The organism is Amycolatopsis sp. NPDC059657 (genome assembly GCF_042734395.1).
Taxonomy (GTDB): Bacteria; Actinomycetota; Actinomycetes; order Mycobacteriales; family Pseudonocardiaceae; genus Amycolatopsis.
In genome coordinates, this window is the sequence record NZ_JBHWEB010000065.1 from 1 (window position 1) to 25,159 (window position 25,159).

General features: G+C 68.2%; 20 protein-coding genes, 1 tRNA gene and 1 rRNA gene. 15 read left to right on the plus strand and 7 right to left on the minus strand.

The annotated features are described in order from the left end of the window. Positions 1–149 precede the first annotated feature (149 nt). Positions 150–266: ribosomal RNA gene (rrf, locus tag ACFV15_RS29765) — 5S ribosomal RNA — on the plus strand. Between the two features lie 216 nt (positions 267–482). Here rrf and ACFV15_RS29770 read toward each other — a convergent pair. After that, positions 483–1,157, minus strand: coding sequence for a DUF4328 domain-containing protein (locus ACFV15_RS29770; protein WP_378354316.1), 675 nt, complete (start codon positions 1,155–1,157; stop codon positions 483–485). A 192-nt stretch (positions 1,158–1,349) separates the two neighbouring features. Here ACFV15_RS29770 and ACFV15_RS29775 point away from each other — a divergent pair, with 192 nt between their 5' ends. The 3 genes from ACFV15_RS29775 to ACFV15_RS29785 all read left to right on the plus strand — a co-directional run bounded on the left by ACFV15_RS29775 (position 1,350) and on the right by ACFV15_RS29785 (position 4,134). Beyond that, positions 1,350–1,670: an ArsR/SmtB family transcription factor gene (locus ACFV15_RS29775; RefSeq protein ID WP_378354318.1), complete on the plus strand. Its 321-nt coding sequence runs from the start codon at positions 1,350–1,352 to the stop codon at positions 1,668–1,670. Further along, on the plus strand, positions 1,667–1,915 hold the full coding sequence (locus ACFV15_RS29780; protein WP_378354320.1) for a hypothetical protein: 249 nt from the start codon (positions 1,667–1,669) through the stop codon (positions 1,913–1,915). Before ACFV15_RS29775 ends, ACFV15_RS29780 begins: the two co-directional genes overlap by 4 nt. Positions 1,916–2,025: 110 nt before the next feature. Then, positions 2,026–4,134, plus strand: coding sequence for an MMPL family transporter (locus tag ACFV15_RS29785; RefSeq protein ID WP_378354321.1), 2,109 nt, complete (start codon positions 2,026–2,028; stop codon positions 4,132–4,134). Here the strand turns inward: ACFV15_RS29785 and ACFV15_RS29790 are convergent. Both ACFV15_RS29790 and ACFV15_RS29795 read right to left on the minus strand, forming a co-directional pair. Beyond that, positions 4,105–4,602: a VOC family protein gene (locus tag ACFV15_RS29790; RefSeq protein ID WP_378354323.1), complete on the minus strand. Its 498-nt coding sequence runs from the start codon at positions 4,600–4,602 to the stop codon at positions 4,105–4,107. The genes ACFV15_RS29785 and ACFV15_RS29790 overlap by 30 nt on opposite strands. Positions 4,603–4,621: 19 nt before the next feature. Then, positions 4,622–5,587 carry a LysR family transcriptional regulator gene (locus ACFV15_RS29795; protein WP_378354325.1) on the minus strand — a complete coding sequence of 322 codons (966 nt, stop codon included), beginning with the start codon at positions 5,585–5,587 and terminating at the stop codon, positions 4,622–4,624. 17 nt (positions 5,588–5,604) lie between these two features. On the opposite strand from ACFV15_RS29795, the gene ACFV15_RS29800 reads away from it, so the two are divergent. Genes ACFV15_RS29800 through ACFV15_RS29810 form a run of 3 tightly spaced genes read left to right on the plus strand, consistent with a single transcriptional unit; the run spans position 5,605 to position 7,117 of the window. Beyond that, positions 5,605–6,348: a hypothetical protein gene (locus ACFV15_RS29800; protein ID WP_378354327.1), complete on the plus strand. Its 744-nt coding sequence runs from the start codon at positions 5,605–5,607 to the stop codon at positions 6,346–6,348. Beyond that, positions 6,345–6,749: an SgcJ/EcaC family oxidoreductase gene (locus ACFV15_RS29805; RefSeq protein WP_378354329.1), complete on the plus strand. Its 405-nt coding sequence runs from the start codon at positions 6,345–6,347 to the stop codon at positions 6,747–6,749. Before ACFV15_RS29800 ends, ACFV15_RS29805 begins: the two co-directional genes overlap by 4 nt. Next, positions 6,746–7,117, plus strand: a complete 372-nt coding sequence (locus ACFV15_RS29810) for a VOC family protein (protein WP_378354331.1) — start codon at positions 6,746–6,748, stop codon at positions 7,115–7,117. Before ACFV15_RS29805 ends, ACFV15_RS29810 begins: the two co-directional genes overlap by 4 nt. 633 nt (positions 7,118–7,750) lie before the next feature. Here the strand turns inward: ACFV15_RS29810 and ACFV15_RS29815 are convergent. The 3 genes from ACFV15_RS29815 to ACFV15_RS29825 form a co-directional block, all read right to left on the minus strand. Further along, positions 7,751–7,824 (minus strand) — tRNA-Arg (locus tag ACFV15_RS29815). Positions 7,825–8,072: 248 nt separating this feature from the next. Further along, positions 8,073–8,456 carry a peptidase inhibitor family I36 protein gene (locus ACFV15_RS29820; protein WP_378354333.1) on the minus strand — a complete coding sequence of 128 codons (384 nt, stop codon included), beginning with the start codon at positions 8,454–8,456 and terminating at the stop codon, positions 8,073–8,075. Positions 8,457–8,608: 152 nt separating this feature from the next. Next, positions 8,609–9,688, minus strand: coding sequence for a LacI family DNA-binding transcriptional regulator (locus tag ACFV15_RS29825; RefSeq protein WP_378354335.1), 1,080 nt, complete (start codon positions 9,686–9,688; stop codon positions 8,609–8,611). Between the two features lie 92 nt (positions 9,689–9,780). Between ACFV15_RS29825 and ACFV15_RS29830 the strand changes: the two genes are divergently transcribed. Beyond that, positions 9,781–10,965, plus strand: coding sequence for an MFS transporter (locus ACFV15_RS29830; RefSeq protein ID WP_378354337.1), 1,185 nt, complete (start codon positions 9,781–9,783; stop codon positions 10,963–10,965). Here the strand turns inward: ACFV15_RS29830 and ACFV15_RS29835 are convergent. Further along, positions 10,861–11,577 carry a histidine phosphatase family protein gene (locus ACFV15_RS29835; protein WP_378354339.1) on the minus strand — a complete coding sequence of 239 codons (717 nt, stop codon included), beginning with the start codon at positions 11,575–11,577 and terminating at the stop codon, positions 10,861–10,863. The two genes, ACFV15_RS29830 and ACFV15_RS29835, sit on opposite strands and share 105 nt — an antisense overlap. Positions 11,578–11,613: 36 nt before the next feature. On the opposite strand from ACFV15_RS29835, the gene ACFV15_RS29840 reads away from it, so the two are divergent. From ACFV15_RS29840 to ACFV15_RS29870, 7 genes are all read left to right on the plus strand, one after another. Continuing rightward, a complete protein-coding gene (locus ACFV15_RS29840) occupies positions 11,614–13,602 on the plus strand; it encodes a cytochrome c oxidase assembly protein (protein WP_378354341.1) in 1,989 nt (662 codons plus the stop codon). A gap of 169 nt (positions 13,603–13,771) precedes the next feature. After that, the gene (locus tag ACFV15_RS29845; protein WP_378354343.1) at positions 13,772–14,245 is read left to right on the plus strand and encodes a single-stranded DNA-binding protein; all 474 of its coding nucleotides are present in this window, start codon (positions 13,772–13,774) and stop codon (positions 14,243–14,245) included. A 103-nt stretch (positions 14,246–14,348) separates the two neighbouring features. After that, positions 14,349–16,025, plus strand: a complete 1,677-nt coding sequence (gene ettA / locus ACFV15_RS29850) for an energy-dependent translational throttle protein EttA (RefSeq protein WP_378354345.1) — start codon at positions 14,349–14,351, stop codon at positions 16,023–16,025. 171 nt (positions 16,026–16,196) lie between these two features. Beyond that, complete coding sequence (locus ACFV15_RS29855) at positions 16,197–18,977, plus strand: hypothetical protein (protein WP_378354346.1); 2,781 nt, start codon at positions 16,197–16,199, stop codon at positions 18,975–18,977. A 165-nt stretch (positions 18,978–19,142) separates the two neighbouring features. Further along, complete coding sequence (locus ACFV15_RS29860) at positions 19,143–24,104, plus strand: NAD-glutamate dehydrogenase (RefSeq protein ID WP_378354348.1); 4,962 nt, start codon at positions 19,143–19,145, stop codon at positions 24,102–24,104. Then, positions 24,101–24,520 (plus strand): acyl-CoA thioesterase, encoded by a 420-nt coding sequence (locus ACFV15_RS29865; RefSeq protein WP_378354349.1) that lies wholly within the window; start codon positions 24,101–24,103, stop codon positions 24,518–24,520. The genes ACFV15_RS29860 and ACFV15_RS29865 overlap by 4 nt, the downstream gene beginning before the upstream one ends. Beyond that, positions 24,513–25,157 (plus strand): hypothetical protein, encoded by a 645-nt coding sequence (locus ACFV15_RS29870; protein ID WP_378354350.1) that lies wholly within the window; start codon positions 24,513–24,515, stop codon positions 25,155–25,157. Before ACFV15_RS29865 ends, ACFV15_RS29870 begins: the two co-directional genes overlap by 8 nt. Positions 25,158–25,159 lie beyond the last annotated feature (2 nt).

The window sequence follows — 25,159 nt, forward strand, 5'->3', positions numbered from 1 at the left end:
TAATGTGTTATCGAGTTGACTGGTACTAATAGGCCGAGGGCTTGCCCACAAAAATGCTTCGCATCCACTCTACAGCTCTGAAACCCCACACCGTGTGGGCCGACAAGCAGCATCAGTCGGCACGCAGTGAGTGTGTTGTTTCGTAGTGTTTCGGTGGTTATAGCGCCAGGGAAACGCCCGGTCCCATTCCGAACCCGGAAGCTAAGCCTGGTAGCGCCGATGGTACTGCAACCGAAGGGTTGTGGGAGAGTAGGACGCCGCCGAACTCAACATAAAGCCCGGCCCCGGTCGAGAACCCACAAGGTTCTCCTGGGGCCGGGCCTTTTTCATGCCCAAACCAGGCCACCGGCGCCCTGTGCGTGCCGTCCATCCAGGGACAGTCCCGACCCTCCAGGCACGCGAGCCGACCGCTCAGGCACGTGAGCCGACCACTGGGGCACATCTGGGCGCGCGTGGGTGGGGTGTCCGGTATCGGCGTTCGGTCAGGCGATGGCGTAACCGCCGGAGATCGCGGGCCGCGGTTCGGCCTGCCAGGCGTTGATCTCCCGAATCAGCTGGATGACCAGAACGGCCGCCGCAGTGGACAGCGCGAACGACACGGTGTCGGCTATCGCGGCGTTCCTCAGTGACTCGATCGTGGGCTCGCGGCCGATGCGCGAGGCGAACCAGTTGACGAGGTTGCCGGCGAGGTACAACTTCCACCACCAGTCCAGCCGGGCGCTGCCGCTCAGCGCGGCGAGGTTCGGCTCGGACCGGTTGGCAGGCTTGCTCGCCTTCCAGATGTCGCTGACCACCTGGAACGGGAACCAGAAGTTCACGACCGGGCAGAACCACGAGCCGACGACCCAGCCGCGGCTGTGTCGATGATGGCCGATCGACAGTGCCTCGGCGTTCTGCCTGACCCGCCACAGCCAGACGATGAACACGACCGCCGCCGCGATCATGATCGCCAGCGACACCAGCGAGGTGACCAGCGTGATCCGGTCCGCGGTCAGCAGATCCGCCCGGGTCACGCCGGCGATGTCGTTGAGGTAGCCGTCCACGACTTGGTGGGTGTGCCAGTCCGACCACACGCTGACGCCGTCGAGAACGACCGACAGCCCGATCAGCGCCGACGCGGCGATGCCGAGGCCTCGCGCGTCGATCACCGGTCTCATCGGGCCTGGTGGTAGCCCATAGGCCGGTGCCGGCCCAGTGGGTTGTTGATCCGTCACGGTCAAGCCCTTCTCCCCAGCCCGGGATTGCCCAGGATTCCGAGGGGACATCGCTTCCCGCGGTCATCTCGTTTCAATCACTCGCAACCGGACACGGCATGTGCTAACTTTTTTTGGCATGTGCCAGGTGCGGTTATGAAGCTAACTGGGGACGACCTGGTGCAGGTGCTGGCGACCTTGGCCAACCCGCATCGGGTGCGCGTGGTCGCCGCGCTCGTGGGGGAACGCAACTACGTGAGCGGCCTCGCCCGCCAACTGGGGATCAGCAGGGCGCTGCTGCAGGTGCACCTGCGCAAGCTGGAAGCGGCCGGGCTGGTCACCTCACAACTCGAGTTTTCGGAGGACGGCAAGGCGATGAAGTTCTACGAGGTCACCCCGTTCGCCTTCCAGCTGACGCCGGAATCCGTGGCGCTCGCGGCGCGGACGCTCACCGTCGAGAAGGGAACGCAGGAATGAACATCCGCGTCTGGGGAGAAGTGGCGGGCGTGATCGGCATCTTCGTGCTGCTGACGGTCGTGATCGCGGTGGCGATCTCGCAGGTCGCCGCGACGTGGCGGGCGAAGGCCGTCCTCGCGCGCGAGGAGGAGTACCGCAAGCTCGCCGAACGCGCGGTGAGCAGTCAGGAGAACATCGAACGGCAACTCGCCGACATGCAGACGCGGCTCAAGAGCGTCGAAAAGGTGCTCAAGGAAGTCGAATAACGACACTGGGCCGCCGAGCGGCAACTCGACGGCCCAGTAATGCGAAGAAGGCTCAACTCGCCCTGGGGCGAGCACTCACAGAACACTCCTTCACGAGAGGACTTTAGTTCATGCTGCGCAAAAGCAGTCAGCCGATGGCCGAACGGGTCGTCGGCTGGTCGGTCCGGCATCGCACGCTCGCGATCGCGGGCTGGCTGGCGTTCGTCGCGTTGTCGTTGCTCGCGAGCGCGCTGATACCGGGGGAGAAGGCGAGTGGCGCCGACCCCGGCGAATCCGGTCGTGCGAAGGTCGCGTTGAGCACCCAGCACGGCTCCGAGCTGCTGCGGGAGAACGTCCTCATCCAGCCGATGTCCGACGCGGCCGCGAACGATCTGCTGGCGACGCTTCCGCGCGACGCGGTCACCGACGTCAGCGGCCCGCTCATTTCCGCGGACGGCCGTTCGGGACTGGTGACCTTCGGGCTGAGGAATCCGGATGAGCAGGTCAAGGTTCACCTCAAGGCCGCGACCGACGCTGTCACGCAGGTCGCGGCGCGGCATCCCGGGGTACGCCTGGCGCAAGCCGGGGACCTGAGCCTCAGCGGGGTGGTCGACAAAGCGGTCAGCGTCGACCTCGAACGCTCAGGTCTGTTTTCGCTGCCGGTCACGCTTCTGATCCTGGTCGTGGTCTTCGGCGCGCTGGTCGCCGCGTCCGTGCCGTTGCTGCTCGCCGGTACCGCGGTCTTGGCGGCCGTCGGGCTGGTCGGTGTGCTGCAACACTGGATGGCCGTCAACTCCGTGACCTACGCGATGATCCTGCTGATCGGTCTCGCGGTCGGCGTCGACTACACGCTCTTCTTCCTGCGACGGCAACGCGAAGAGCGCGCGGCAGGCCGCAGTGAGAGCGAAGCGCTGCGCATCACGGCGAAGACGTCCGGACACGTTGTGCTCGTCTCCGGAGTCACCGTGATGCTCTGCCTGAGCGGGTTGCTCTTCGTCGGGCTGGACAACCTGCGCGGCGGCGCGATCGGCACCGCGCTGGTCGTCGGTGTCGCGATGCTCGGCTCGGTGACCGTGTTGCCCGCGTTGCTTTCGCTGCTAGGGGACCGGGTGAACCGCGGCCGTGTGCTGCGCCGTGTTCCGGCGAACGAATCGCGGATCTGGACTTCGGTCGCTCGCGGCGTGGTCAAGCGGCCCGCGCTGTGGGGCGGGCTCGCGGTGGCGCTGCTCGTCGTGATGGCCTTGCCCGCGTTGGGCATGCGTTTGCAGGATGCCGCTGTCGTGAACAGCCTGCCGCGTGACTTTCCCACGGTCGACGCCGCCGTCCGGATGCAGGAGGCGTTCCCCGGCTCGCCGCTGCCGGCGCGGGTGGTCATCTGGGACATCAAGGGCGCTTCAGCGGACACGCCCGAAGTGCGCGCCGCTATCGAGGGGCTCCACGAGCAGGTCGCGCAGAGCGGTGGCTTGCTGGCTGAGCCGCTGGCCGTGATGAAGGTCGACAGGGCGATCGTCGTCCGCGTGCCGCTCGCCGGGCAGGGCACCGACGAGCTCTCCAACCGTGCGCTGGAAGCCTTGCGCACCAAGGCTTTGCCCGACACGATCGGCAAGGTCGGCGGAATCGACTTCGCGGTCTCCGGGAAGACCGCGGTTCCGCACGACATGGCCGAGCTGGTGACCAGCCGCGCGCCGCTGGTGTACCTCTCGGTCGGATTGCTCGCGTTCATCCTGATCGGCTGGGCATTCCGCTCACTGTGGATCCCGCTGGTCTCGATCGTGCTCAACCTGCTGTCGATCGGCGCCGCGTACGGGGCGTTGACCTGGATCTTCCAGGACGGCCACCTCTCGTCGGTGCTCGGCTTCACGTCGTACGGCGCCGTGGTTGGCTGGCTGCCGATGTTCCTGTTCGTGCTGCTGTTCGGGCTGAGCATGGACTACCACATCTTCATCCTCAGCCGGATCCGTGAACGGTGGCAGTCAGGCGCGAGTCCGCACGACGCCGTCGTCGGCGGGATCGGCACGAGCGCGGGGGTGGTCACGAGCGCGGCGACGATCATGGTCGCGGTGTTCGCCATCTTCGTCACGCTCAATGCCATCGAGTACAAGATGCTCGGCACCGGCATGGCGATCGCGATCTTCGTCGACGCGACCGTCGTGCGTGGGGTGCTGCTGCCGGCCGCGATGTCGTTGCTGGGTGACCGCGCTTGGCGGAGATCAAGCGCCCACGCGGGCGCAAGCTCCTAAGGTGTCGGCGCCATAGCGCTCGATCTCAGCGTCGATGTCGAGTTCGCCTCGCGCTTGCGAGGCGTTCTCGTCGATCAGCTCCGGCGGGAGCAGCCAGCAGACCTCGAACTCGCTGCCATCGCGATCCTTGGCGTAGAGCCCTTTCGTCGTGCCGTGGTCGGCGGAGCCGACGAGCGCACCGGCCGCCTTGAGCTTTTCCGCGCAGTCACGCAGATCCGCGAGCGTCGGCACTTCCCACGCGAGGTGGTAGAGCCCGACCTGCTCCGAGCCCGCGGTGCTCGGCACGGCCTGGTCACCGACGCCGAACAGGCCTAGATCGTGGTCATTCGCCGACTCTGGCGCCTGCAGGAAAACGGATTTCGGTGTGCTGTGCACGATCCGGAAGCCGAGAACGTCCACATAGAACTCAGCGCTGCGGTGCGCGTCGCGGACCCAGAGCACCGCGTGGTTCAGTCCCCTGATGGGCAAGGTCGGCTCCTTTCGCCGGTCACGGAAGTGCGAAGGCGGATCCGCCGCGCTCCCACCATGCCGAGTACACAGGAGTATCACCGACAAGTTCAAGATACCCTTGCTTGACCCGGTCACGAAGCCTGCCGATCTGCGGCGCGATCAGCGAATCGGTCCGCCAGACGAGCACGAGTTCGCGGTAGAACGGGTTGCCCGCCAACGGGATCGTCGCCAGTCCCTGTCTCGGCGAGAAGCCGATCGGGTAGAGCGGGCAGACCGCGCCTGCCGCGGTCAGCGCGAACGCGATGTGCGAGTCGTTGGTGAGATGCGCGACCCGCTGCTCGAACCCGTTGTCGGCGCAGACGGTGCCGAAGAACTCGTTCATCCCGCTGTCGTCGGGTTCCGGCATGACCCAGGTCTCGTCGGCCAGCTCGCCGAGCCCGATCTCGCCGCGATCCGCGAGCTGATGGTCCAGGCCGACGCCGACGAAGATCGGCTCGGTCAGCAGCTTGGCCTGGACCACGGATTCGGGCAGCCGCAGCGGAAAACGCGGGAACCGGCGCATCACGGCGACGTCGAGTTCCCCGGAACCGAGCAGCGTGGTCAGCATGGCCGTCGACTTGACCGTCCGGCTGGTGATCTCACGGTCGGGGAAGGCGTCGCCCAGCGCGCTGACCAGCAACCAGAACTGGTTCGCCGGGATACCGCCGACGCGGATCGGCGCGTACTCGGCGTCACGCTGGGCGTTGAGCTGGGCGCGCCGCTCCAGTTCGCTGAATTCGACGAGCACCTTGCGGGCGTGCTCGATCACTCCGGCGCCGAGCTGGGTCGGCACCACGCCGTCGGGGCTGCGCAGGAACAGCGGGCCGCCGATGTGGTGTTCGATGCGCTTGAGCTGCGTGGTCACCGCGGGCTGGCTGAGATGCAGTTCCGCCGCCGCCCGCCGCAAAGTGCCCGCTTCCGCGATCGCGACCAGGAGCTCGAGGTGGCGGAAGTCCAGGTGCATGGCGTGATTCTACGGGCGTGATCCACATCTATGGTGCCGTGTTATCGCCGAATGTAATAAGGCCGTTCAGGTGTGCGTGGTTCCGTGGCGGCTCGAACTGCCCTTACCGTGAAACTTCCCCGACCTCAGTGGTGGAGTCCCCCTTGTCGATTGTTTTGGAAGTCGCGCCCGAATACGGGCTGGTCGATCAGCCCGTTGTCCTGTTGTCCGAACGGTCGCTGCACGATTTCCTGAGAGCCGCGCGTGCGGAATACGTCGCCATCACGGCGGACGAGCCGAGACCGTGTTTCGCTGTCCTCATTGGACGGTCGGCCGGTTCTTCTTACGTGGTGGAGGAAATCGCGTTCGGTCGCAACGCGCGCCGCACCACGCCTGCCGCGGCCGAGGAGTTTTCGGCGGCCATCGTCCCTCGTTTCGGGTCCGCGTATGAGAATCCGGTTCGCGCGTGGTGGCTCGACCCCGCGGATCTGTTGCGCATCTCGCGCCATGCCGACGAAATGGGCGCGGAAATTCTCGGTTCGATTCATCTGCATCCGGACTGGCATCGGCTCGGCCCGGAATCCGAACGGTGCCGTCCGCTGTCCGAACACCCGACACCGATGGACGAGTACGTTTTCGGCAACAGCGGCTGGCCCGTCAATGTGGTCTGCTACCTCGAACGCAGGCACGGCGCCTTCTACTACACGCTCGCCGCCTGGAGCGCGGACTGCGAGCCGATCCCGTTGCGCGTCAGCGCCCCGATCCCGGAGCCGCGCCGATGACCGCGCCCGACGAGGACGCCATCAAGCGTGTGTGGGCCACGATGGCGCTGGCATGGGAGAAGGGCGACGCGCGGCTGTTCGCCTCGGTCTTCGACGAGGACGTCTCCTTCGTCTCGGTCCGCGGCGAGGAGCAGGCCACCCGCGCCGAGGTCGAGCAAGGGCATGCCCGGCTGTTCGCCACGGCGTACGCGGGCAGCCGGATGGAACCCGACGTCCGGCTGATCCGCCCGCTCGGCGACGACCTCGCGCTGGTGCATGTCACCTCGGCGGTCTTGCCGGCGGGCGAGAAGCCCGCCATGACGACCCACGCCCAGGCGGTCGTGAGCAGGCGCGGCGAGAGCTGGTCCATCACCGCCTTCCACAACATGATCCCGTTCATCCCCTCAGGAGCGTCCCGATGACCCGGCCCCGCCTGCGCCACCTCGCCTTCGTCGTCCGCGACGCCGAGCAGCTCGCCACCTTCTACCGGGACCGGCTGGAGATGGAGATCTTCCACAAGGACCCGGACGGCAGCCACTTCCTCACCGACGGGTACATCAACCTCGCGCTGATCCAGCAGCGGCTCGACGGCGAAGCGCCCAGTGGCTTCAACCACTTCGGTTTCCAGGTGGACGACGTCGGGATCGTCTCGGACCGGTTCGCCGACGCCGGCGTGCCACGGCCGGTCCAACGGCCCAGCGACCGTCCGTTCGCCGAGTATCGGGCGATCGATCCGGAGGGGAACTGGTTCGATCTTTCGGAACACGGATACCTCCCGCCGCCGGCTTGAGGTCGAATTAAGGTGTGCCCCGACGAATTCTTTTCTATCATCGAGGTATGACCGCTGGGTCGCGACGGTACGCACGCTCGTGCCGTGAGCAGTACAAGCACATGTGCGGTGACGGGAAGCCCCCGGCTCCGCAGCCCGCCACGCCGGAAAAGGCGAATGGGGACGCTCCGGTGCGACAATCTCCTCCCGCGCGCTGAATTCGTTATCAACAAATGCGGCGGCCGGGCTCGTAAATGCGAGCTCGGCCTCAGCATCGCGTCCCGGGCGCGGGTCACCCGACGGTGTGAACCTGCCCGGTTCGCCGCACTCCGCCGCGACGCCGGGCCCGGCAGCCGCTCACCCGCCGCTTCACGCCCGCACGGCGCTCCGACCACGTCAAGACGGCAAGTGGTCTAAACCTCGCTGCGTATTTGAATGACTACCCAGAATTGTGAATCCGTGCCGCCGTGATTCGGGTCACTGACCGCCTGAGCGGGTTAGGTAGCAAGGCTAAGAATCAACACGATCGCCCAGGCCGGGCAGCCTGCGGCCGGGCTCTGCCGACCGGTGGAAAATTCGTGGTTTGAGATCCGGCCAGAGTGGGTACCGAACCTCTGTACCCTACCCTGGCCACGCTTGTGACCAGGGTAAATGTGCCCTCGGCAGGACTCGAACCTGCGACCTAGAGATTAGAAGGCTCTTGCTCTATCCAGCTGAGCTACGAGGGCCGGCGGCGGCGACGGCTGCTGGTCACCCCGAAGCAGCTTAGTCACCGTCATCCACTCGATCGCTCGACACCGCCGAATCGTTTCACATCGGCAGGGAACTGTCGTTGACCTGGGCCCGCGGGCGCGCCGGGTGGGGCGGCGCGGCGCGCCCGCGGGGGTGGGCCGCTGCGCGGACGGCCCGGGTCAGGCGGTGTTCAGCTGCATCCGTGCCCAGGAGCGAACGACCGCCTGACCCAGCTTTCAGCCGGTCACTCCCAGATCTGGATGGCTCTGGCCACGAACGGCGCCTGCGGCACGAAGGTCCCTCCTCCCGGGTACGTGGTGAAGTCGCCTTCGGTCGAGCAGTCCCGGCCTTGGTAGACCGTGATCAGGCGGTCCAGCCGGTTGGCGAACGCGCGGCCGTCGAAATCGGCGGGTAGTGGCACGCATTCCTCGGGATTGGCCGTGCGTAAATCCAATCGGGTGATCTTGCCGCCGTAGAATTCATCGGTCCACGCGCAGAATTCACCTTTCAGGCAGGCGAACTCCGGTGGCGGTGTGCTCGCCTGCGCGACTCCGCCGCCGACGATCAGGCAAGCCGCCGTCAAAGCGAACATGCGAGGCAGGCGGGCGCGGAGCAAACGTCGTTCCATGATGGGATTCCCCCTCGGTTGTGGTGTGAATGCCGTGATTCCACGATGACCCGGGGAGAGAAGATTGTCAGCCCGCATTTCTACTTCTGTGGATAAGTAGTTTCAGTTAACCCGGTTGTCCACAGATCGTGAAATGCCTATTGCGAAACGTGTCAGCGAGTGCTAGGGCCGGTCGAGCCGCGCACGATCAGCTCCACCGGCAGCGTCGTGGGCGTCGGCGGCCGTTCGCCTGCCAGCAGCCGCAGCACCAGCTCGCCCGCGATCCGGCCTTTGCTGACCAGATCTTGGCGGACCGTCGTCAGCGGTGGTGTCGACCAGCGCGCGGGCGGCGCGTCGTCGAAGCCGACAACGGAAAGGTCGCGCGGCACTTCGAGGCCGAGCTGCTTGCCGACGCTCACCGCGGCCAGCGCCAGCTGATCGGACATGCACAGCAACGCCGTCGGCGGGTTCGGCCGGTCCAGCAGGCCGCGCGCGCCCGGTGTCGCGTCCTCGATGGACAGTCCGGAGGTCTCCCAGATCGCCACCTCCGACGCCGGAATGCCCGCCTCGGACAGTGTGTCCAGATAACCGGAAAGCCGGTCGCGGTTGTCGCGGTATCGGCTGTTCAACGCCGTCTCGGCGGTCATCTCGCCACCACGCGGCGCCGCGAGGCACTGCGCCGACATGATCCCGAACCGCCGGTGCCCGAGCTCCAGCAGATGCTTGGCCGCGGCCGCCGCGCCGCCGCGGTCGTCGACGCTCACCCTGGCGGCACCCCGCGCGAACGGCTGGTCGATGATCACCAGTGGCAGCCCCCGGTCGCGGACCGCGCGCAACGCGGGCGCGTCGTCGGACAGCGAATACGCGACGGCCACGTCCACCTGCGCCGCCAAGATCCGGTCGGCGCGCGGGCCGCCTTCCTCTCCGGGCAGCATCAGCAGCGCGTGCCCTTGCGGGTCGATCGCCGTCGCGAGCGCGTCGAGTGTGACCGAAAGCGCAGGATCGGAAAACGCCGCCGAAAGGCCGGCATCCAGCATGAAGGCGACCGCGCCGGTGCGGCTGGTCGCGAGGCTGCGTGCCGTCGGATTCGGGCCGGTGTAGCCGAGCTTCTTCGCCGCCTTGAGCACCTCTTCGCGCAGGACGGCGGACAGCTGGTCTGGCCGGTTGTAGGCGTTGGACACCGTCGCCCGCGAGACGCCGACCGCCTCGGCGACGTCGTCCAGCGTCGGACGTCGGCGTCGGGGGCTGGTCACTCCGGCAAGTCTAGTGCGAGCGAAAACCAGTGGACTTTCTGAAGCGCTTCAGTCATTCTGGGGCAAGGGGGTTCACTGGAGGGAGTGCAGGCTTGGACCGGCAGAAGATCGCGGTTTTCGTCGTGTTCGCGCTGAACGGCGGCGTGTACGGCTCATGGGCGACACGCGTGCCCGCACTGGCGGATCAGGTGCACGCCGGCCCCGGCGCGATCGGGCTCGCACTGCTCGGCGCGAGTGCCGGGATGGTGTTGTCCACGACGTTCTCGGCCAAGCTGATGGCCCGGATCGGCGCACGCGGCGTGATGATCATCGCCGGGGCGGCGAGCGCGGTCATCCCGATCCTGCTGGGCGTGGCGGGAACCGTTCCCATGGTGTGGCTGGTGCTGTTCGCACTCGGTGTCGGGGTCGGGCTCGTCGACGTCGCCATGAACATGGGCGCGGTGCTGGTCGAACGGCGGACCGGACGCGCGATCATGCCGGTCTTCCACGCCGGGTTCAGCCTCGGCGGCCTGCTCGGTTCGGGCGGCTCGGCGTTCGCGGCGGCGCATGGCCTCGACCTCACGCCGCATCTGGCCATCGTCGCGGCGGTCGAGCTGGCGATTCTCGTGGCCGTGGTGCGCTGGGTACCCGGCGAGTCGCAGCCCCAGTCGGCCGAGCCCGCACCCGCCGGTGGCGCGATCCCGTTCCGCCGCATCGCCCTCTGGCTGCTGGCGGGTGTCGCGCTCTGCTCGGCCATCGCCGAGGGCGCGACCGCGGACTGGTCCGCGATGCTGCTGGTCAAGGTGCACGGCATGACCGAAGGAGCGGCCGCGCTGGCGTTCTCCGCCTTCTCGGTGACGATGATCGCCGCCAGGCTCGGTGGCGCTTGGCTGCAACGGCTTTTCGGGCCGACGAAGACGCTCGCCCTCGGAGCCGCCATCGCGGGCGCGGGCCTGCTCGCGGCCGCGTTGATACCGGTCGCGTGGGTCGCGTACCCCGGATTCGCGCTCGCCGGCCTGGGACTGGCCGGGTCGTTCCCGATCGCGCTCAGCCTCGCAGGCGAAGCGGGCAAGCGTTCCGACGGCAGCGGCGGCGAGCGTGAGATCGCCTTCGTCACCGGCATCGCCTACACGGGCTTCCTCGCCGGGCCGCCCGCGATCGGCGCGATCGCCGAGCTCACGTCGCTCTCGGTCTCATTCGTCGTGATCGGACTGGTCGGTGCCTGCATCGCGCCCGCCGCGCTGCTCGCGCACCGGGCCAGGCTGCGCGAACGGGCCCTGCACCTGCCCGTCGGGTGACTCGCGCCATTGCTCGAACGGACGGTCCAGCGCCCACCCGGCGGCCGTCCGCTCGAGCACGCGCACCTCGCAGGTGTCCGGATTGGACAGTGACTCGAACAGTTCGACGCTCCAGCCGAACAGCCGGCGGCACAGCAGGCGGATGGTCAGCCCGTGCGACACGATCAGCGTCGTCTCGGGATGGCCGTCGCCCGCGGAGTTCAGCTCACTGAGGAAGGCCGCGACCCGGTCGTCGACGTCCGCGCCGGACTCGCCGAACGGCAGCCGGTAGAAGAAGTGGCCGAACTCATGCCGTCGCTGCTTCTGGACCTCCTGGTCGAGCGGGTCCTGCAGGTTGCCCCAGTCCTGTTCACGCAGGCGGGGCTCGGGCACGATCCGTTCACAAGCGCTGTCGAGGTCGAGCAGCCGCAATGTCTCCTTCGTACGCAGATAAGGACTGACGTAAACGGCGACCCGCTCGCCGTTCAACAGGTCCTTGAGCACTGGCCTGGCTTGGCGCGCCTGCTCACGACCGGCTTCGGTCAATGGCAGCGCGTGGTCGGGAATCCGGGTGTAGGCGAGTTCGTCGACGTTGCCGAGTGACTCGGCATGCCGCAGCAGGATGATCCGCACACAACCATCTAACCCTCCGGGCATACCCTCGTTGACGTGTCTGCTGAAACCCCCCAGCGCAAAGTCAGCGTGCTGCCGTTGCTCTCGGTCGGCGTGGTCATCGCCGCGGTGGTGGCCGTCGGCCTGATCGCGCTGACCGGTGGCGCCGGGTCCGTCATCACCGGGCTGACCGATCCCGGCCTCGTCACCCGCTATGGCGTGACGGTGGTCCGCGTGCTCGCGGAAGCGGCTTCGGTGGTGTGTATCGGGTCCCTGCTCATGGCGGCTTTCCTGGTGCCGCCACAGCAGTCGGGCACGCTCGCGCCGAGCGGGTACGCGGCACTGCGGACCGCGGGGATCGCGGCCTGGTTCTGGTGCGCGGCCGCCGCGGCGTCGATCCTGTTCAGCGCCGCCGACGGTGCCGGCAAGCCGGTCACGGAGATGTTCTCGGCGCGGACGCTCGTCGACCTGGTCGACGCTATCGAGCAGCCGAAAGCCTGGGTCTGCACGGCGATGATCGCGTTGCTGATCGCGCTCGGCTGCCGTCTCGTGCTCTCGTGGGGCTGGACGGCGGCATTGTTCTTCCTGTCCGTCGGAGGGTTGATCCCGGTCGCCGTGACCGGGCACTCGGCCAGCGGCGGTTCACACGACATGGCCACCAACAGCCTGCTGTTCCATCTGGTCGGCGCCGCGTTGTGGGTCGGTGGCCTGATCGCGTTGCTCGCGCTGGGCTGGCGACGCGGCGCCGGGCTGCCGCTCGCGGCGCAGCGGTTCTCGAAGCTGGCGCTGGTGTGCTGGATCGTCATGGCGATCTCCGGCGTGGTCAACGCGCTGGTCCGCATCGCGCCGTCCGACCTGTTCACCACGGATTACGGACTGCTGGTGGTGGCGAAGACCGTCGCGCTGCTGCTGCTCGGCGTCTTCGGCCACCAGCAGCGTCAGCGCGGGGTCCGCGAGGTCGTCGAAAACAGCGGGACCCTGCTGCGGCTCGCCGCGGTCGAAGTGGTCGTCATGTTCGTGACGATCGGGCTCGCGTCGGCGCTGGCCAAGACGCCACCGCCGCCGCAGACGACGTATCCGACCAACACCGAACTCCTCATCGGCTATCCGCTCGAAGCCGCGCCGACGGCCGCGCGGCTGCTCTTCGATTGGCGCTTCGACCTGGTCTACGGCTCGCTCGCGCTGGTGCTCGCCGCGCTGTATCTGGCAGGCGTGCGGCGCCTGCGCGCTCGCGGTGACTCGTGGCCGGTCGGGCGGACCGTGGCCTGGCTCGCGGGCTGTTTCGTGCTCCTGTTCGCGACTTCGTCCGGGATCGGGCTGTACTCGCCCGCGATGTTCAGCGTCCACATGGGCAGCCACATGCTGCTGTCCATGATCGCGCCGGTGCTGTTCGTGCTCGGTGGCCCGGTGACGCTCGCGCTGCGCGCGCTGCCTGCGGCCGGGAAGGAAGCCCCGCCGGGGCCGCGCGAATGGCTGCTCGCCTTCGTGCACTCACCGGTTTCGCGATTCCTCACCCATCCGGTGGTCGCACTGCTGTTGTTCGTCGGGTCGTTCTACGGACTGTATTTCTCCGGGCTGTTCGACTCCGCGCTCAACTACCACTGGGCGCACCTCGCGATGAACGCGCATTTCCTGCTTGTGGGTTACCTCTTCTACTGGCCGGTGATCGGGGTCGACCCGGCGCCGCGCCGGATCCCGGCGCTGGGCAAGCTCGGGATGATGTTCGCGGCCATGCCGTTCCACGCGTTCTTCGGCGTGATCCTGATGAACATGCAGACCGTCATCGGGGAGTCGTTCTATCGCTCGCTCAAGCTGCCGTGGGTCGGTGACCTGCTGATCGAGCAGCGGCTCGGCGGCGGTATCGCCTGGGCGGCAGGCGAGATCCCGGTGCTGCTGGTGCTGGTCGCGCTGCTGGTGCAGTGGGCACGGGCGGACGAGCGGGAGGCCAAGCGCAAGGACCGCAGGGAGGCGGCGACCGGCGACGAGGACCTCAACGCCTACAACGCGATGCTCAAGCAGCTCGCGGACAAGGGCAAAAGATCCTAGCCGAAGGCACCGACAATTCCGCTCGGATCGGGTCCGGCCCGGCCGAGTTGTCCACATCGCTCCTCGTTATCCACAGATTTCCGGCGGCGCCGTTCCCGGCCCCGTTCCGGCGGGAAGCTGGTCGCAGGCCCGGGACACGACGTCCCGGCACTGCGAAAGGGTGAGGACGATGGCGATCGGCGAAACCACGGTCACGATGGTCGGCAACGTGGTCAGTGATCTGGTCAGGCAGACGCGTGACGGGCACGACGTGGTCAGTTTCTGGATGCGCAGCAAGGAAAGACGCCGGGACAGGAAGAGCGGCCTGTGGGTGGACGGCCGGAACCTCTCGGTACGGGTGGTGTGCTGGCGCAGGCTGGGCGAGTCCGTGTTCATGTCGATGAACCGGGGCGATCCGGTGATCGTCACCGGCCGGATGTCGAACGGCGGGCCCGGCGACGGCGGGGAACCTAGCGCTATACCTGAGCTTGAGGCCTCGATCGTCGCGCCCGACCTGAACCGGTGCACGGCCGTGCTCACGCGCCGCCCGCCGCCGCGTCCGGCGGAGCAGCCGGAGTTCCTCGACTGGCGGCCCGCCGCGGCTCCAAGAGGTGCGAATCCGCTCGTCAGGATGGGCACGAGAGTGACGGCGGCCTCACCGTGAACGGGCCGTGATCGCGTCGTCACACGCTGGCGGACGGAACGGATCGGCGAAGGTGAGGTGACCGCCGTCAAGTGCCTGGTGCGGCCGAACTACGATCGCTCGTATGGCCGAGTACATCTACACCATGAAAAAGGTGCGCAAGACCGTCGGGGACAAGGTCATCCTCGACGACGTCAGCACCGCGTTCTATCCCGGCGCCAAGATCGGCGTGGTGGGACCGAACGGCGCCGGTAAATCCACCGTGCTCAAGATCATGGCGGGGATCGAGCAGGCCAGCAACGGCGAAGCCTTCATCCAGCCGGGCGCGACCGTCGGCATCCTCATGCAGGAGCCCGAGCTCAACGAGGAGAAGACGGTCCGCGGGAACGTCGAGGAGGGCCTCGGCGAGATCAAGGTCAAGCTCGACCGGTACAACGAGATCGCCGAGCTGATGGCGACCGACTACAGCGACGAGCTCATGGAAGAGATGGGTCAGCTCCAGGAGGAGCTGGACCACGCCGACGCCTGGGAGATCGACTCGACGCTCGAGCAGGCGATGGACGCGCTCCGCTGCCCGCCGGCCGACGAGCCCGTCACCCACCTCTCCGGTGGTGAGCGCCGCCGGGTCGCGCTGTGCAAGCTGTTGCTGTCGGCTCCCGACCTGCTGCTGCTCGACGAGCCCACCAACCATTTGGACGCCGAAAGCGTGCTGTGGCTGGAACAGTTCCTGGCGCGCTACGCCGGTGCCGTTCTCGCCGTCACCCACGACCGGTACTTCCTGGACAACGTCGCCCAGTGGATCATGGAACTCGACCGTGGCCACGTGGTCGGCTACGAAGGCAACTACTCCACCTACCTGGAGAAGAAGGGCGAGCGTCTCGCCATCCAGGGCAAGAAGGACGCGAAGCTAGCGAAGCGGTTGAAGTCCGAGCTGGAATGGGTGCGGTCGAACGCCAAGGCGCGCCAGACCAAGTCGCGGTCCCGGCTGGACCGCTACGAGGAGATGGCCGCGGAGGCGGACAAGCACCGCAAGCTCGACTTCGAAGAGATCCAGATCCCGCCGGGGCCCCGGCTGGGCAACGTGGTCGTCGAGGTCGAGAAGCTGCGCAAGGGGTTCGACGACCGGGTGCTCATCGAAGGGCTCTCGTTCGACCTGCCGCGCAACGGCATCGTCGGTGTCATCGGGCCGAACGGTGTCGGTAAGACGACGCTGTTCAAGACCATCGTCGGGCTCGAGGAGCCGGACGACGGCCGGGTGAAGATCGGCGAGACGGTCAAACTGTCCTATGTGGACCAGAGCAGGGCGGGTATCGACCCGGCCAAGACGGTATGGGAGGTGGTTTCGGACAAGCTGGACTACATCCACGTCGGGCAGACCGAAATGCCCTCGCGTGCTTACGTCTCCGCGTTCGGCTTCAAGGGCCCGGACCAGCAGAAGCCGGCGGGCGTGCTCTCCGGTGGTGAGCGCAACCGGCTGAACCTGGCGCTGACCCTCAAGCAGGGCGGAAACCTGATCCTGCTGGACGAACCGACGAACGACCTGGACGTCGAAACGCTCGGCTCGCTGGAGAACGCTCTCGAGCAGTTCCCCGGCTGCGCCGTGGTCATCTCGCACGACCGGTGGTTCCTCGACCGGGTGGCGACCCACATCCTCGCGTGGGAAGGCACCGACGAGGACCCGTCGAAGTGGTTCTGGTTCGAAGGGAACTTCGAAGGCTACGAGAAGAACAAGATCGAACGTCTCGGCGCCGAAGCCGCCCGTCCGCACCGGGTGACCCACCGCAAGCTGAAGCGCGACTAGTGACAGTGCCTGCCTTTAGGCTCAACACAGCTGAGCGAGCACGCCCCTAGTTCGCAGATCGAGCGGAGTTCCCCCGTGGTAGCCAGCAGCAAGCAGGTTCCATCGCATCCCTACGCCGAGTCCCCGGCGCGAGGGCGGGCTGCGGCTACCCCGGGTGGGTCACTGGAACCGGTGCGGCGGCTCGTCGAGCAGGCGGACGCGCTGTACCTGCGTGCGCCCGAGCTGATGCTGGTCTTCGGTGAGCGCGCCGCGGCCTTGGCCGAGGCGGCGGGTTCGGACGAGCTGTGGATCCGGGCGGAGAGCCAGGTCGTTTCGGCCAAGGTGCGGCTCGGCGAGCGGGCGGCCACAGTCGGCCGCGCGGTCGCGGCGTTGCACGCGGCCGAGCACGCCGGCTATTCGGCGATCGCGGCCAGGCTGCGGATCGACTTGGCCGTCTGCGCGCGCAGTGTCGGCGCGCCGCTGACCGGGCTCGTCGCGTTGAGGCCGGTGCTGGCGGATCCGAACCTGACGGCGGCACATCGGGCCGCGGCCCTGTCGCATCTCGTCGGCTGCCTGGCGCAGTTCGGCCGGAAAGCCGAGCTGGACCGGGTGCTGCTGGAGGCGGACAGGCTCTGCACGTCGGACGAGACGCTCGACGCGGACACGCGCTGGCTGTTGCGTGGCCTCGTGCGGGTCGGCATTTCGGCGCACCGGCGGCGGCATGGTGACCTGACGGCCGCCGCTGACGCCGCGCGGACAGGGCTGGGCTACCTGGAGCGGTTGCACCGGCCGGACGACGACGGTGGCCTGGTGCGGATCCGGCTGACACTGCAGCTGGTGTGCACCCTGCTCGACCGCGGAGACGTCGAGATGGCGCTCGAGGTCGCGCAGCCGCTGCTCGACGCTCCGATGCGGGCCGCGGCCGTGGCGCCTTCGGGGTGGCTGAAGCTGGCCATCGCGACGCGGGTGTTCCTGCCTTCGGGTTCCAGTGAAGCGGCGACGACGTTGATGCGGGAAGCCGTGTACAGCACGGACAGGCATGGCCTGCACGCGCTGACCGCGCGGTTGTGGCTCGAGCTCGCGCAGGTCGAGGAACGCCTCGGCAACCCGAGCGAGGCGATCGACTGCCTGCACCGGTCGCGTGCGGCCGAGCACCTCTACGTGCGGGCGCGGCGGCAGGCGTGCGCGCTGCTTTCCGGCCATTTCGGCGCGGGGGAGCAGGCACCCGTCGAGCTCGACGAGCTGTTGTCGCCCGCGGTCCGGAAGCCGGAAGGCCGACCGGAGCCGGGTTATGCCCGCGAGCCGGAACGTGCGCAGGTGCTGGGCCGGGAGCAGGACTACGCGCGGCGCGAAACCGCTAGCCAGCGCGAAACCGGGATGCGGTCCGACGCTGAGTCGCAGCGCGAGACTGAGCTGCGGCGCGAAGCCGAGCTGCGGCGCGAGGCTGAGGCGCGGCGTGAGTTTGAAACGCGGCGTGAGTTTGAAACGCGACGCGAGAGTGAAGCGCGACGCGAGGTCGAGGCGCGGCGCGAGGCTGAGGCCGCGCAGCGTGAGGCTGAGGCGCGGCGTGAAGCCGAGGCCGCGCAGCGTGAAGCCGAGGCGCGGCGTGAGGCCGAGTTGCGACGCGAGGCTGAGGCAAAGCGCGAAGCAGAGATGCGGCGTGAAGCTGAGCTACGACGTGAAGCCGAGGCCGCGCAGCGTGAGGCCGCGGCTCGACGTGAAGCCGAACTGCGGCGCGAGGCTGAAGCACGGCATGAGGCTGAAGCACGACGTGAAGCCGATAAGCGGCGCGAGGCCGAGGCCCGGCGTGAAGCCGAGCTGCAGCGTGAAGCCGACGCGTGGCTCGAATCCGGGACGCGGCGCGAGAGTGAACTGCGGCGAGAGCCGGAGTCGCGGCGTGACGCCGAGCCACGGTTCGAAAGTGAGCCGGAATGGCGGCAGGCGCAGGCGGCCACGAGTGAGTCGAAGCCGCCGTGGGCGCGGGAAGTCGCACCCCGGCAGGTGCGCGGGCCTGACTGGGAACCGGAATCGGAGCGGCCGGACCGTGAGCCGGAGTCTCGGTGGGCGAGCGAGTACGGGAATGGGCGGGAAGTCGAGTCCAAGTGGGCGCCCGAACCCGCCCGTGAGCCTCAGCGCGAGGCCGAGGCTGAGTCGAAGCCGGCTCGGGACACCGACGAGAGTTCGTGGACGCGGGTTTCCATTCGGCCGCCGGTGCTGCCGCCGCTTCCTGACTTTCCGGACATTCCGCTCGCTCCCGCACCGGCCGCCGAGCCTGCGCCCCGGGTGAGCAGGGACGTCGCCGCCGGTGAAACCGGACACCGGGTGCCGGAGCCCACGGAGCCGCGGTGGGAGAACAACGAGCGGTCGTGGGACACGCCGTCCGTGCCCGCTGCCAGGACCACGCGGCACGATTCGGAACACGGCTCGGTGGCCGCCAAGTCCGTTTTGGACCGGCTGGGCATTTCGTCCAGTGGGGGTGGGCGGCGGCGGGCGCCGTCGGAGGAGCCGTCGCAGAACAGGCCTGAGCGGTACGAGCCGGCCGGTGACAGCGCGGCGGAGCCGTCGCGGGCGGAGCCCCCCACTGAGCCGAAGCCCGAGCCGAAGCCCGAGCCCAAGGTCGAGCCGCCGGTTGACACGCCGTCGTACTCCGAAGAGGAGACCGGGCCGTGGCTGCCGCGGCTGAGGATGCCGCCCGCGCTCGATCCGTTCGACGCGGACAGCTGGACGCCGGCTTCCGAACCTTTCGGCGACAACAGCTACGCCAAGGCCATCGCGGCCGACGAACCACCGGCCGACGCCGGTCTCGCCGATCTGCTCGCGCGGGCCCTCGCCGAGCATCAGGCGGGTACCGCGAGCGCCGCCGCCCTGGTCAAGCAACTCGGGTCGCAACGGGACAGTTCACCGCGGCCGGTCAACGGGCACCGGGCCAATGGTGAGGCCTATGACGGGACCCGTCGCCGAACTGGTGAGTAACTAAACCGATTCCGGGTTTTCCTTGCCCGTGAAAGGTTTCCCGACGTGATCGAGTAACTTCCCGGTCTTTTGCAGACGGCTCGACCTCGCGCACTAGGGTGGGGTTCGTCCGGCACATCGCCGTGCCGGAACGGGTGTCAATCACGCACAGTGGAGAGTTGCTCAATGAGCTCGACGGGAGTCTCGTCCCCTACCGGTCAAGGCGTCGAAAGCGCCACTCGCCAAGCGACGAGTCCGGAACAGACCAGGGATGAGCTGATCGACGCCGCGGCCGCGTTGGCACCGGAGATCGGTGAGCTGATCCGCCTGTACTACCGCCACATTCCCGCCGAAGAGGTACTCGGCGACGATCCGGTCGACCTGGTGGGCGCGGTGCGGTCGCACCTGCAGCTCGCCCAGCACCGGATGCCCGGCCGTCCCGCGGTCCGGCTGCTCAACCCGACCACCGCCGAGGACGGCTGGACCCGCGAGGCCACGGTCGTGCAGGTCGTCACCGACGACATGCCGTACCTGGTCGACTCGGTCGCCGCCGAGTTCGCGCGCGACGGGGTGCAGGTGCACCGCATCGTTCACCCGATCGTGGTAGTCAGCCGGGAGCTGACCGGTGAGCTGCGCGAGGTCTACCCGACCGCCGACGCCGCCGACCCGCCCGAGGGCGCGGACACCGAATCGTGGATGTACGTCGAGATCGACCTCATCACCGACCCGAACCGGGCTCGTGAGCTCGACAACCGTCTCTCCAGCGTGCTGGGCGACGTCCGCGAGGTCGTCGAGGACGCCGAGAAGATGGCCGAGCAGGCCCGTCAGCTCGCCGACGAGCTCGAGACCAAGCCGCCGTCGCTGCCCGAGAACGAGGTCGTCGAAGGCGCCAAGCTGCTGCGCTGGCTCGCCAACGGCCACTTCACCTTCCTCGGCTACCGCCGCTACGAACTGATCGACAACCCGCACCCCGACGCCGACGAGCCCGCGCTGCGTGCCGTGCTCGCCTCCGGCCTCGGCGTGCTGCGCCAGGACTCACTCGCCGCGCGCGGGCTCACCGCCGGTCCGGACACGGCCGCGAGCGCGCTCGCCCCGACGCTGCTGGTGCTCACCCAGGCCAGCGCGCCGTCGACGGTGCACCGCCCGATCTACCCGTACTACGTGGGCGTCAAGACCTTCGACGCGAACGGCAAGGTGACCGGCGAGCACCGGTTCCTGGGCATGTTCACCACGACCGCGCTGCACGAGAACGTCCTGGACATCCCGGTCGTGTGCAACCGGGTGCGCCAGGTCATCCACCGCGCGGGCTTCCCGATGGAGTCGTTCTCCGGCCAGCGCATGCTCGAGGTGCTGCAGAACTGGCCGCGCGCCGACCTGTTCTCCGCCGACACCGACTCGCTCTACGCGACCACGACCGGCGCGATCACGCTGTCGGACCGCCGCAGGCTGCGGTTGTTCCTGCGCCGCGACCCGTACGGCCGCTTCTACTCCTGCCTGGTCTTCCTCCCGCGTGACCGCTACACCACCCGGTCGCGCCTCGCGATGCAGGAAGTGCTGGTCGAGGAGCTCGAAGGCACCCAACTCGAGTACAGCGCCCGCGTCGGCGAGACGGTGCTCGCGCAGGTCCACTTCGTGGTGCACACCGACCCGGCGCGCCGGATCGAGCCGGACACCGTCCACATCCAGGAACGCCTGAACACGGCCGTCCGCAGCTGGGACGACTTCATGGTCGAGGCGATCCTGAACGAGCGCCGCGAGCGCTCCGAGCCGAACAACTTCAGCGAGGAGTCGGCCACCGACCAGGGCCAGCGCTTCGCCGCGGTGTTCCCGGAGGGCTACAAGGAAGACTTCACGGCGAGTGAAGCGCTGGCCGACCTGCGGCAGCTCGACGCGCTGTCGGGCGATGGCGATTTGTCGATGTCGTTCTACGTCCCGGCCGACGCCGAGCCGGGGGAGCGGCGCTTCAAGCTGTACCTGCTCGGCGAGGGCGTGACCCTGTCGAAGGTGCTGCCGGTGCTGCAGCGCATGGGCGTCGAGGTCGTCGACGAGCGCCCCTACGAGCTGCGCCGTGAAGACGGCAAGCGCTCCTGGATCTACGACTTCGGCCTGCGTATCGCGCCGAGCGTGCTGGAGCAGATCGAGTCCGGCAAGGAAGGTGACCTGCGGGTCCGCTTCCAGGAGGCGTTCAACGCCGCCTGGTGCGGCCTCGCCGAGGTCGACGGCTTCAACGAGCTGGTGCTGCGTGCCGGGCTGACCTGGCGTCAGGCCAGCGTCCTGCGTGCTTACTCGCGTTACCTGCGCCAGGCGGCCAGCCCGTTCTCGCAGGAGTACATCCAGCGCGCCGTCACCGCGCACACCGACATCGCGACCGCGCTGGTCAAGCTGTTCGAGGTGCGCTTCGACGTCACCAGCCAGGAGGACGAGCGCCTCGCGCAGGCAGGCCAGCTGGAAGCCGAGATCACCAAGATGATCGACGAGGTCACCAGCCTCGACGAAGACCGCATCCTGCGGCGGCTGCTCGCGGTCATCACCGCGACCCTGCGCACGAACTACCACGTCACCGACGCCGATGGGAACAACCGCGAGTACCTCGCGATCAAGCTGGACCCGAAGTCGGTGCCGGAGCTGCCCGAGCCGCGCCCGCGCTTCGAGGTCTTCGTCTACTCGCCGCGCGTCGAAGGCGTGCACCTGCGCTTCGGCGAGGTCGCGCGTGGTGGCCTGCGCTGGTCGGACCGCCGTGAGGACTTCCGCACCGAGGTGCTCGGCCTGGTCAAGGCGCAGGCCGTGAAGAACGCGGTCATCGTCCCGGTCGGCGCCAAGGGCGGCTTCGTCGTGAAGCGCCCGCCGGTCGCGACCGGCGACCCCGGCATCGACCGCGAGGCCTTCCAGAAGGAGGGCATCGCCTGCTACCGGATGCTCATCTCCGGCCTGCTGGACCTGACCGACAACCGGGTCGAGGGCAAGACCGTGCCCGCGCCGAACGTCGTCCGCTACGACAACGACGACAGCTACCTCGTCGTCGCCGCGGACAAGGGCACCGCGACGTTCTCCGACATCGCGAACTCCGTCTCGGCCGACTATGGCTTCTGGCTCGGCGACGCGTTCGCCTCCGGTGGCTCGGTCGGCTACGACCACAAGGCCATGGGCATCACCGCCAAGGGTGCGTGGGAGAGCGTCAAGCGCCACTTCCGCGAGCTGGGCAAGGACACCCAGTCCGAGGACTTCACCGTGGTCGGCATCGGCGACATGGCCGGTGACGTGTTCGGCAACGGCATGCTCCTGTCCGAGCACATCCGGCTGGTGGCCGCCTTCAACCACATGCACATTTTCCTGGACCCGAACCCGGACGCGGCGAAGACGTTCGCGGAGCGGCAGCGGCTGTTCGACCTCCCGCGCTCCTCGTGGGACGACTACGACCGCTCGCTGATCAGTGAGGGCGGCGGGATCTACCCGCGCACGGCCAAGGCCATCGCGATCACCCCGCAGGTCCGCGAGGCGCTCAGCATCGACGAAGGCGTCGAGAAGCTGTCGCCGACCGACCTGATGAAGGCGATCCTGCTGTCTGAGGTCGAACTGCTGTGGAACGGCGGCATCGGCACCTACGTCAAGGCCGAGCGCGAGACCCACGCCGACGCGGGCGACAAGGCCAACGACGCCGTCCGCGTCAACGGCAGCGAGCTGCGCGTGAAGGTGGTCGGCGAAGGCGGCAACCTGGGCCTGACCCAGCTCGGCCGGATCGAGTTCGCCAGGAACGGCGGCAAGATCAACACCGACGCGCTCGACAACTCGGCCGGTGTCGACTGCTCCGACCACGAGGTCAACATCAAGATCCTGCTCGACCACCTGGTCATGGCGGGCGAACTGGACCACGAGCAGCGCAACGAGCTGCTCGGCGAGATGACCGACGAGGTCGGCGCGCTCGTGCTCGCCGACAACTACCGCCAGAACGCGGTACTCGGCGTCAGCCGCGCGCACAACGGCCCGATGCTCTCGGTGCACGAACGCCAGGTCGCCGCGCTCGAAGCGGCCGGTGCGTTCAACCGCAAGCTGGAGGCGCTGCCGAGCCGGTCCGACTTCAAGGCGCTTGAGAAGGCCGAGCAAGGCCTGACCTCGCCCGAGCTGTCGACGCTGCTCGCGCACGCGAAGCTGGACCTGAAGAACGAGCTGCTCGCCAGCGAGCTGCCCGAGTCCGAGGTCTTCTCAAGGCGGCTGCCGGAGTACTTCCCGAAGCCGCTGCGTGAGCGCTTCGAGTCGGCGATCTTCGAGCACCCGCTGCAGCGCCAGATCATCACCACCCAGGTGGCCAACGAGGTCATCGACGGCGCGGGCATCTCGTTCGTCTTCCGCCTTTCGGAAGAGATGAACGCGACCGCCACCGACGCGGTCCGCGCGTACGCCGTGGTCAACGCGGTCTACGACCTGCGCTCGATCTGGGACGAGATCGACAAGCTCGACAACGTGGTGGCCACCGACGTCGCCGACTCGATGATGCTGGAGACCCGCCGCCTGCTCGACCGCGCGGCGCGGTGGTTCCTGACCAACCGGCCGCAGCCGCTGGCCGCACTGTCGGAGATCAACCGCTTCGGCCGGGTCGTCGGCGAGCTCGCGCCGAAGGTCGGCGAACTGCTGCGCGGCCGCGAAGCGGAATCCGTGCAGGCCCAGATCGACCGGCTGACCGGGAAGGGCGTGCCGGAGGAACTGGCCCGGCGGGTCGCGATCCTGCTGCACACCTACGGCCTGCTCGACGTCACCGAGGTGGCGGAGCTGGCCGAGCAGCAGATCGGCGTCGACACCGTGCACACCCCGGCCGAGACGGCCGAGCTGTACTACGCGCTGTCCGATCACCTGAACATCGACCAGATGCTCACCTCGATCAGCGAACTCGACCGCGGCAACCGCTGGCACGCGCTCGCCAGGCTTTCGCTGCGTGACGACGTCTACTCGTCGCTGCGGGCGATCACGCTGGACGCGCTGCGCCACAGCGAGCCGGACGACACGGCCGACGAGAAGATCGCCCAGTGGGAGCGCACGAACTCCGCGCGCATCGGCCGGGCACGGGCCGCGCTCGAGGAGATCGCGCTGTCCGGCAGGCTCGACCTGGCCACGTTGTCCGTCGCCGCCAGGCAGATCCGGAGCACCGTCCGGTGACCTATGTCGCGCTGGTCCGGCCGCGCTGGTCGGACATGGACGTCTTCGGGCACGTCAACCACGCCGCGATGGTGACGCTGCTCGAAGAGGCCCGCGTTCCGCTGCTGTTCGGTGAGGCCGTCAAGGCCGGTCTCACCGAACTGCCCAAGGGCGTGGTGGTGGTCAAGATGTCGGTGAACTACCACGCCCCGGTGATCGCGGACGGCCAGGACATCCGGATCGTGTTGTCGTTGAAGGAACTCAGGTTCGCGAGCTTCACGCTCGGTTACAGCGTCCACAATGGACCTTCGGAGGCGGACAAGGTGGCGGTGACGGCGGAAACCGTGCTGGCACCGTTCGACACGGTCACCGAGCGGCCACGTAGGCTCAGTGACGAGGAACGCGTGTTCCTGGAAGAGGGACTGCGTAGTGCCTGAGCTCAGAATTCCCGACGCGGCCGACCGCGAGACGCTCGGCGCGTTCGTCGCGCGCGCGGTCCGCTTGGACGGCGGCACGTTCGTGCGGCTGCGCCAGCGGCCGGACAGTGAACTGCCCGTCGTCGAGGCGTGGGTGACCACCCCGTTCGAGGTGCTGGCCACCCGCGCGGTCGCGGGCGAGATCAGCCCGTCTGACCTCACGGTCTCCGGCAACGAGCTGCTCGCCGCGCTGACCGTGGCGGGCGGCCCTGTCATGGATCCGGGCCCGGCACGGGACATGATGTGGCACTCCGAGCTGCCCGTGTCGTCGCGCTGGCAGCTGGTCGACGAACTGCCGGCGGCCGTCATCTCGGATCTCGCCGACAAGGGCGTGACGCTGGCCAAGGACAACGTCGGCCCGAACGGCACCCCGCCCGCTTCGCTGATGGATCAGGCGGTGCTGACCGTGACCGGCGAGTCGGTCGAGGTCAAGGTGCAGATGCGCTGCCTGTTCGCGTTGTCCGGCATGGGTTTCCTCGACGCGTCGGTCGCCGACGACGTCGTGCGGGTGACCGCGACGGACTCCTGGATGCGCATCGACGCGCGGTACGGCGCCGTGCTCAAGCGCCGCCACGCCTTGCTGCCGCTGCTCTTCTAGAA

Excerpts from the sequence above, each read along its gene's own strand:
- ettA (WP_378354345.1), top strand. The coding sequence starts at position 14,349 with ATGGCCGAGTACATCTACACCATGAAAAAGGTGCGCAAGACCGTCGGG.
- ACFV15_RS29845 (WP_378354343.1), top strand. The coding sequence starts at position 13,772 with ATGGCGATCGGCGAAACCACGGTCACGATGGTCGGCAACGTGGTCAGT.
- ACFV15_RS29820 (WP_378354333.1), bottom strand. The coding sequence starts at position 8,456 with ATGGAACGACGTTTGCTCCGCGCCCGCCTGCCTCGCATGTTCGCTTTG.
- ACFV15_RS29785 (WP_378354321.1), top strand. The coding sequence starts at position 2,026 with ATGCTGCGCAAAAGCAGTCAGCCGATGGCCGAACGGGTCGTCGGCTGG.
- ACFV15_RS29805 (WP_378354329.1), top strand. The coding sequence starts at position 6,345 with ATGACCGCGCCCGACGAGGACGCCATCAAGCGTGTGTGGGCCACGATG.
- ACFV15_RS29770 (WP_378354316.1), bottom strand. The coding sequence starts at position 1,157 with ATGAGACCGGTGATCGACGCGCGAGGCCTCGGCATCGCCGCGTCGGCG.
- ACFV15_RS29860 (WP_378354348.1), top strand. The coding sequence starts at position 19,143 with ATGAGCTCGACGGGAGTCTCGTCCCCTACCGGTCAAGGCGTCGAAAGC.
- ACFV15_RS29780 (WP_378354320.1), top strand. The coding sequence starts at position 1,667 with ATGAACATCCGCGTCTGGGGAGAAGTGGCGGGCGTGATCGGCATCTTC.
- ACFV15_RS29795 (WP_378354325.1), bottom strand. The coding sequence starts at position 5,587 with ATGCACCTGGACTTCCGCCACCTCGAGCTCCTGGTCGCGATCGCGGAA.
- ACFV15_RS29775 (WP_378354318.1), top strand. The coding sequence starts at position 1,350 with ATGAAGCTAACTGGGGACGACCTGGTGCAGGTGCTGGCGACCTTGGCC.
- ACFV15_RS29810 (WP_378354331.1), top strand. The coding sequence starts at position 6,746 with ATGACCCGGCCCCGCCTGCGCCACCTCGCCTTCGTCGTCCGCGACGCC.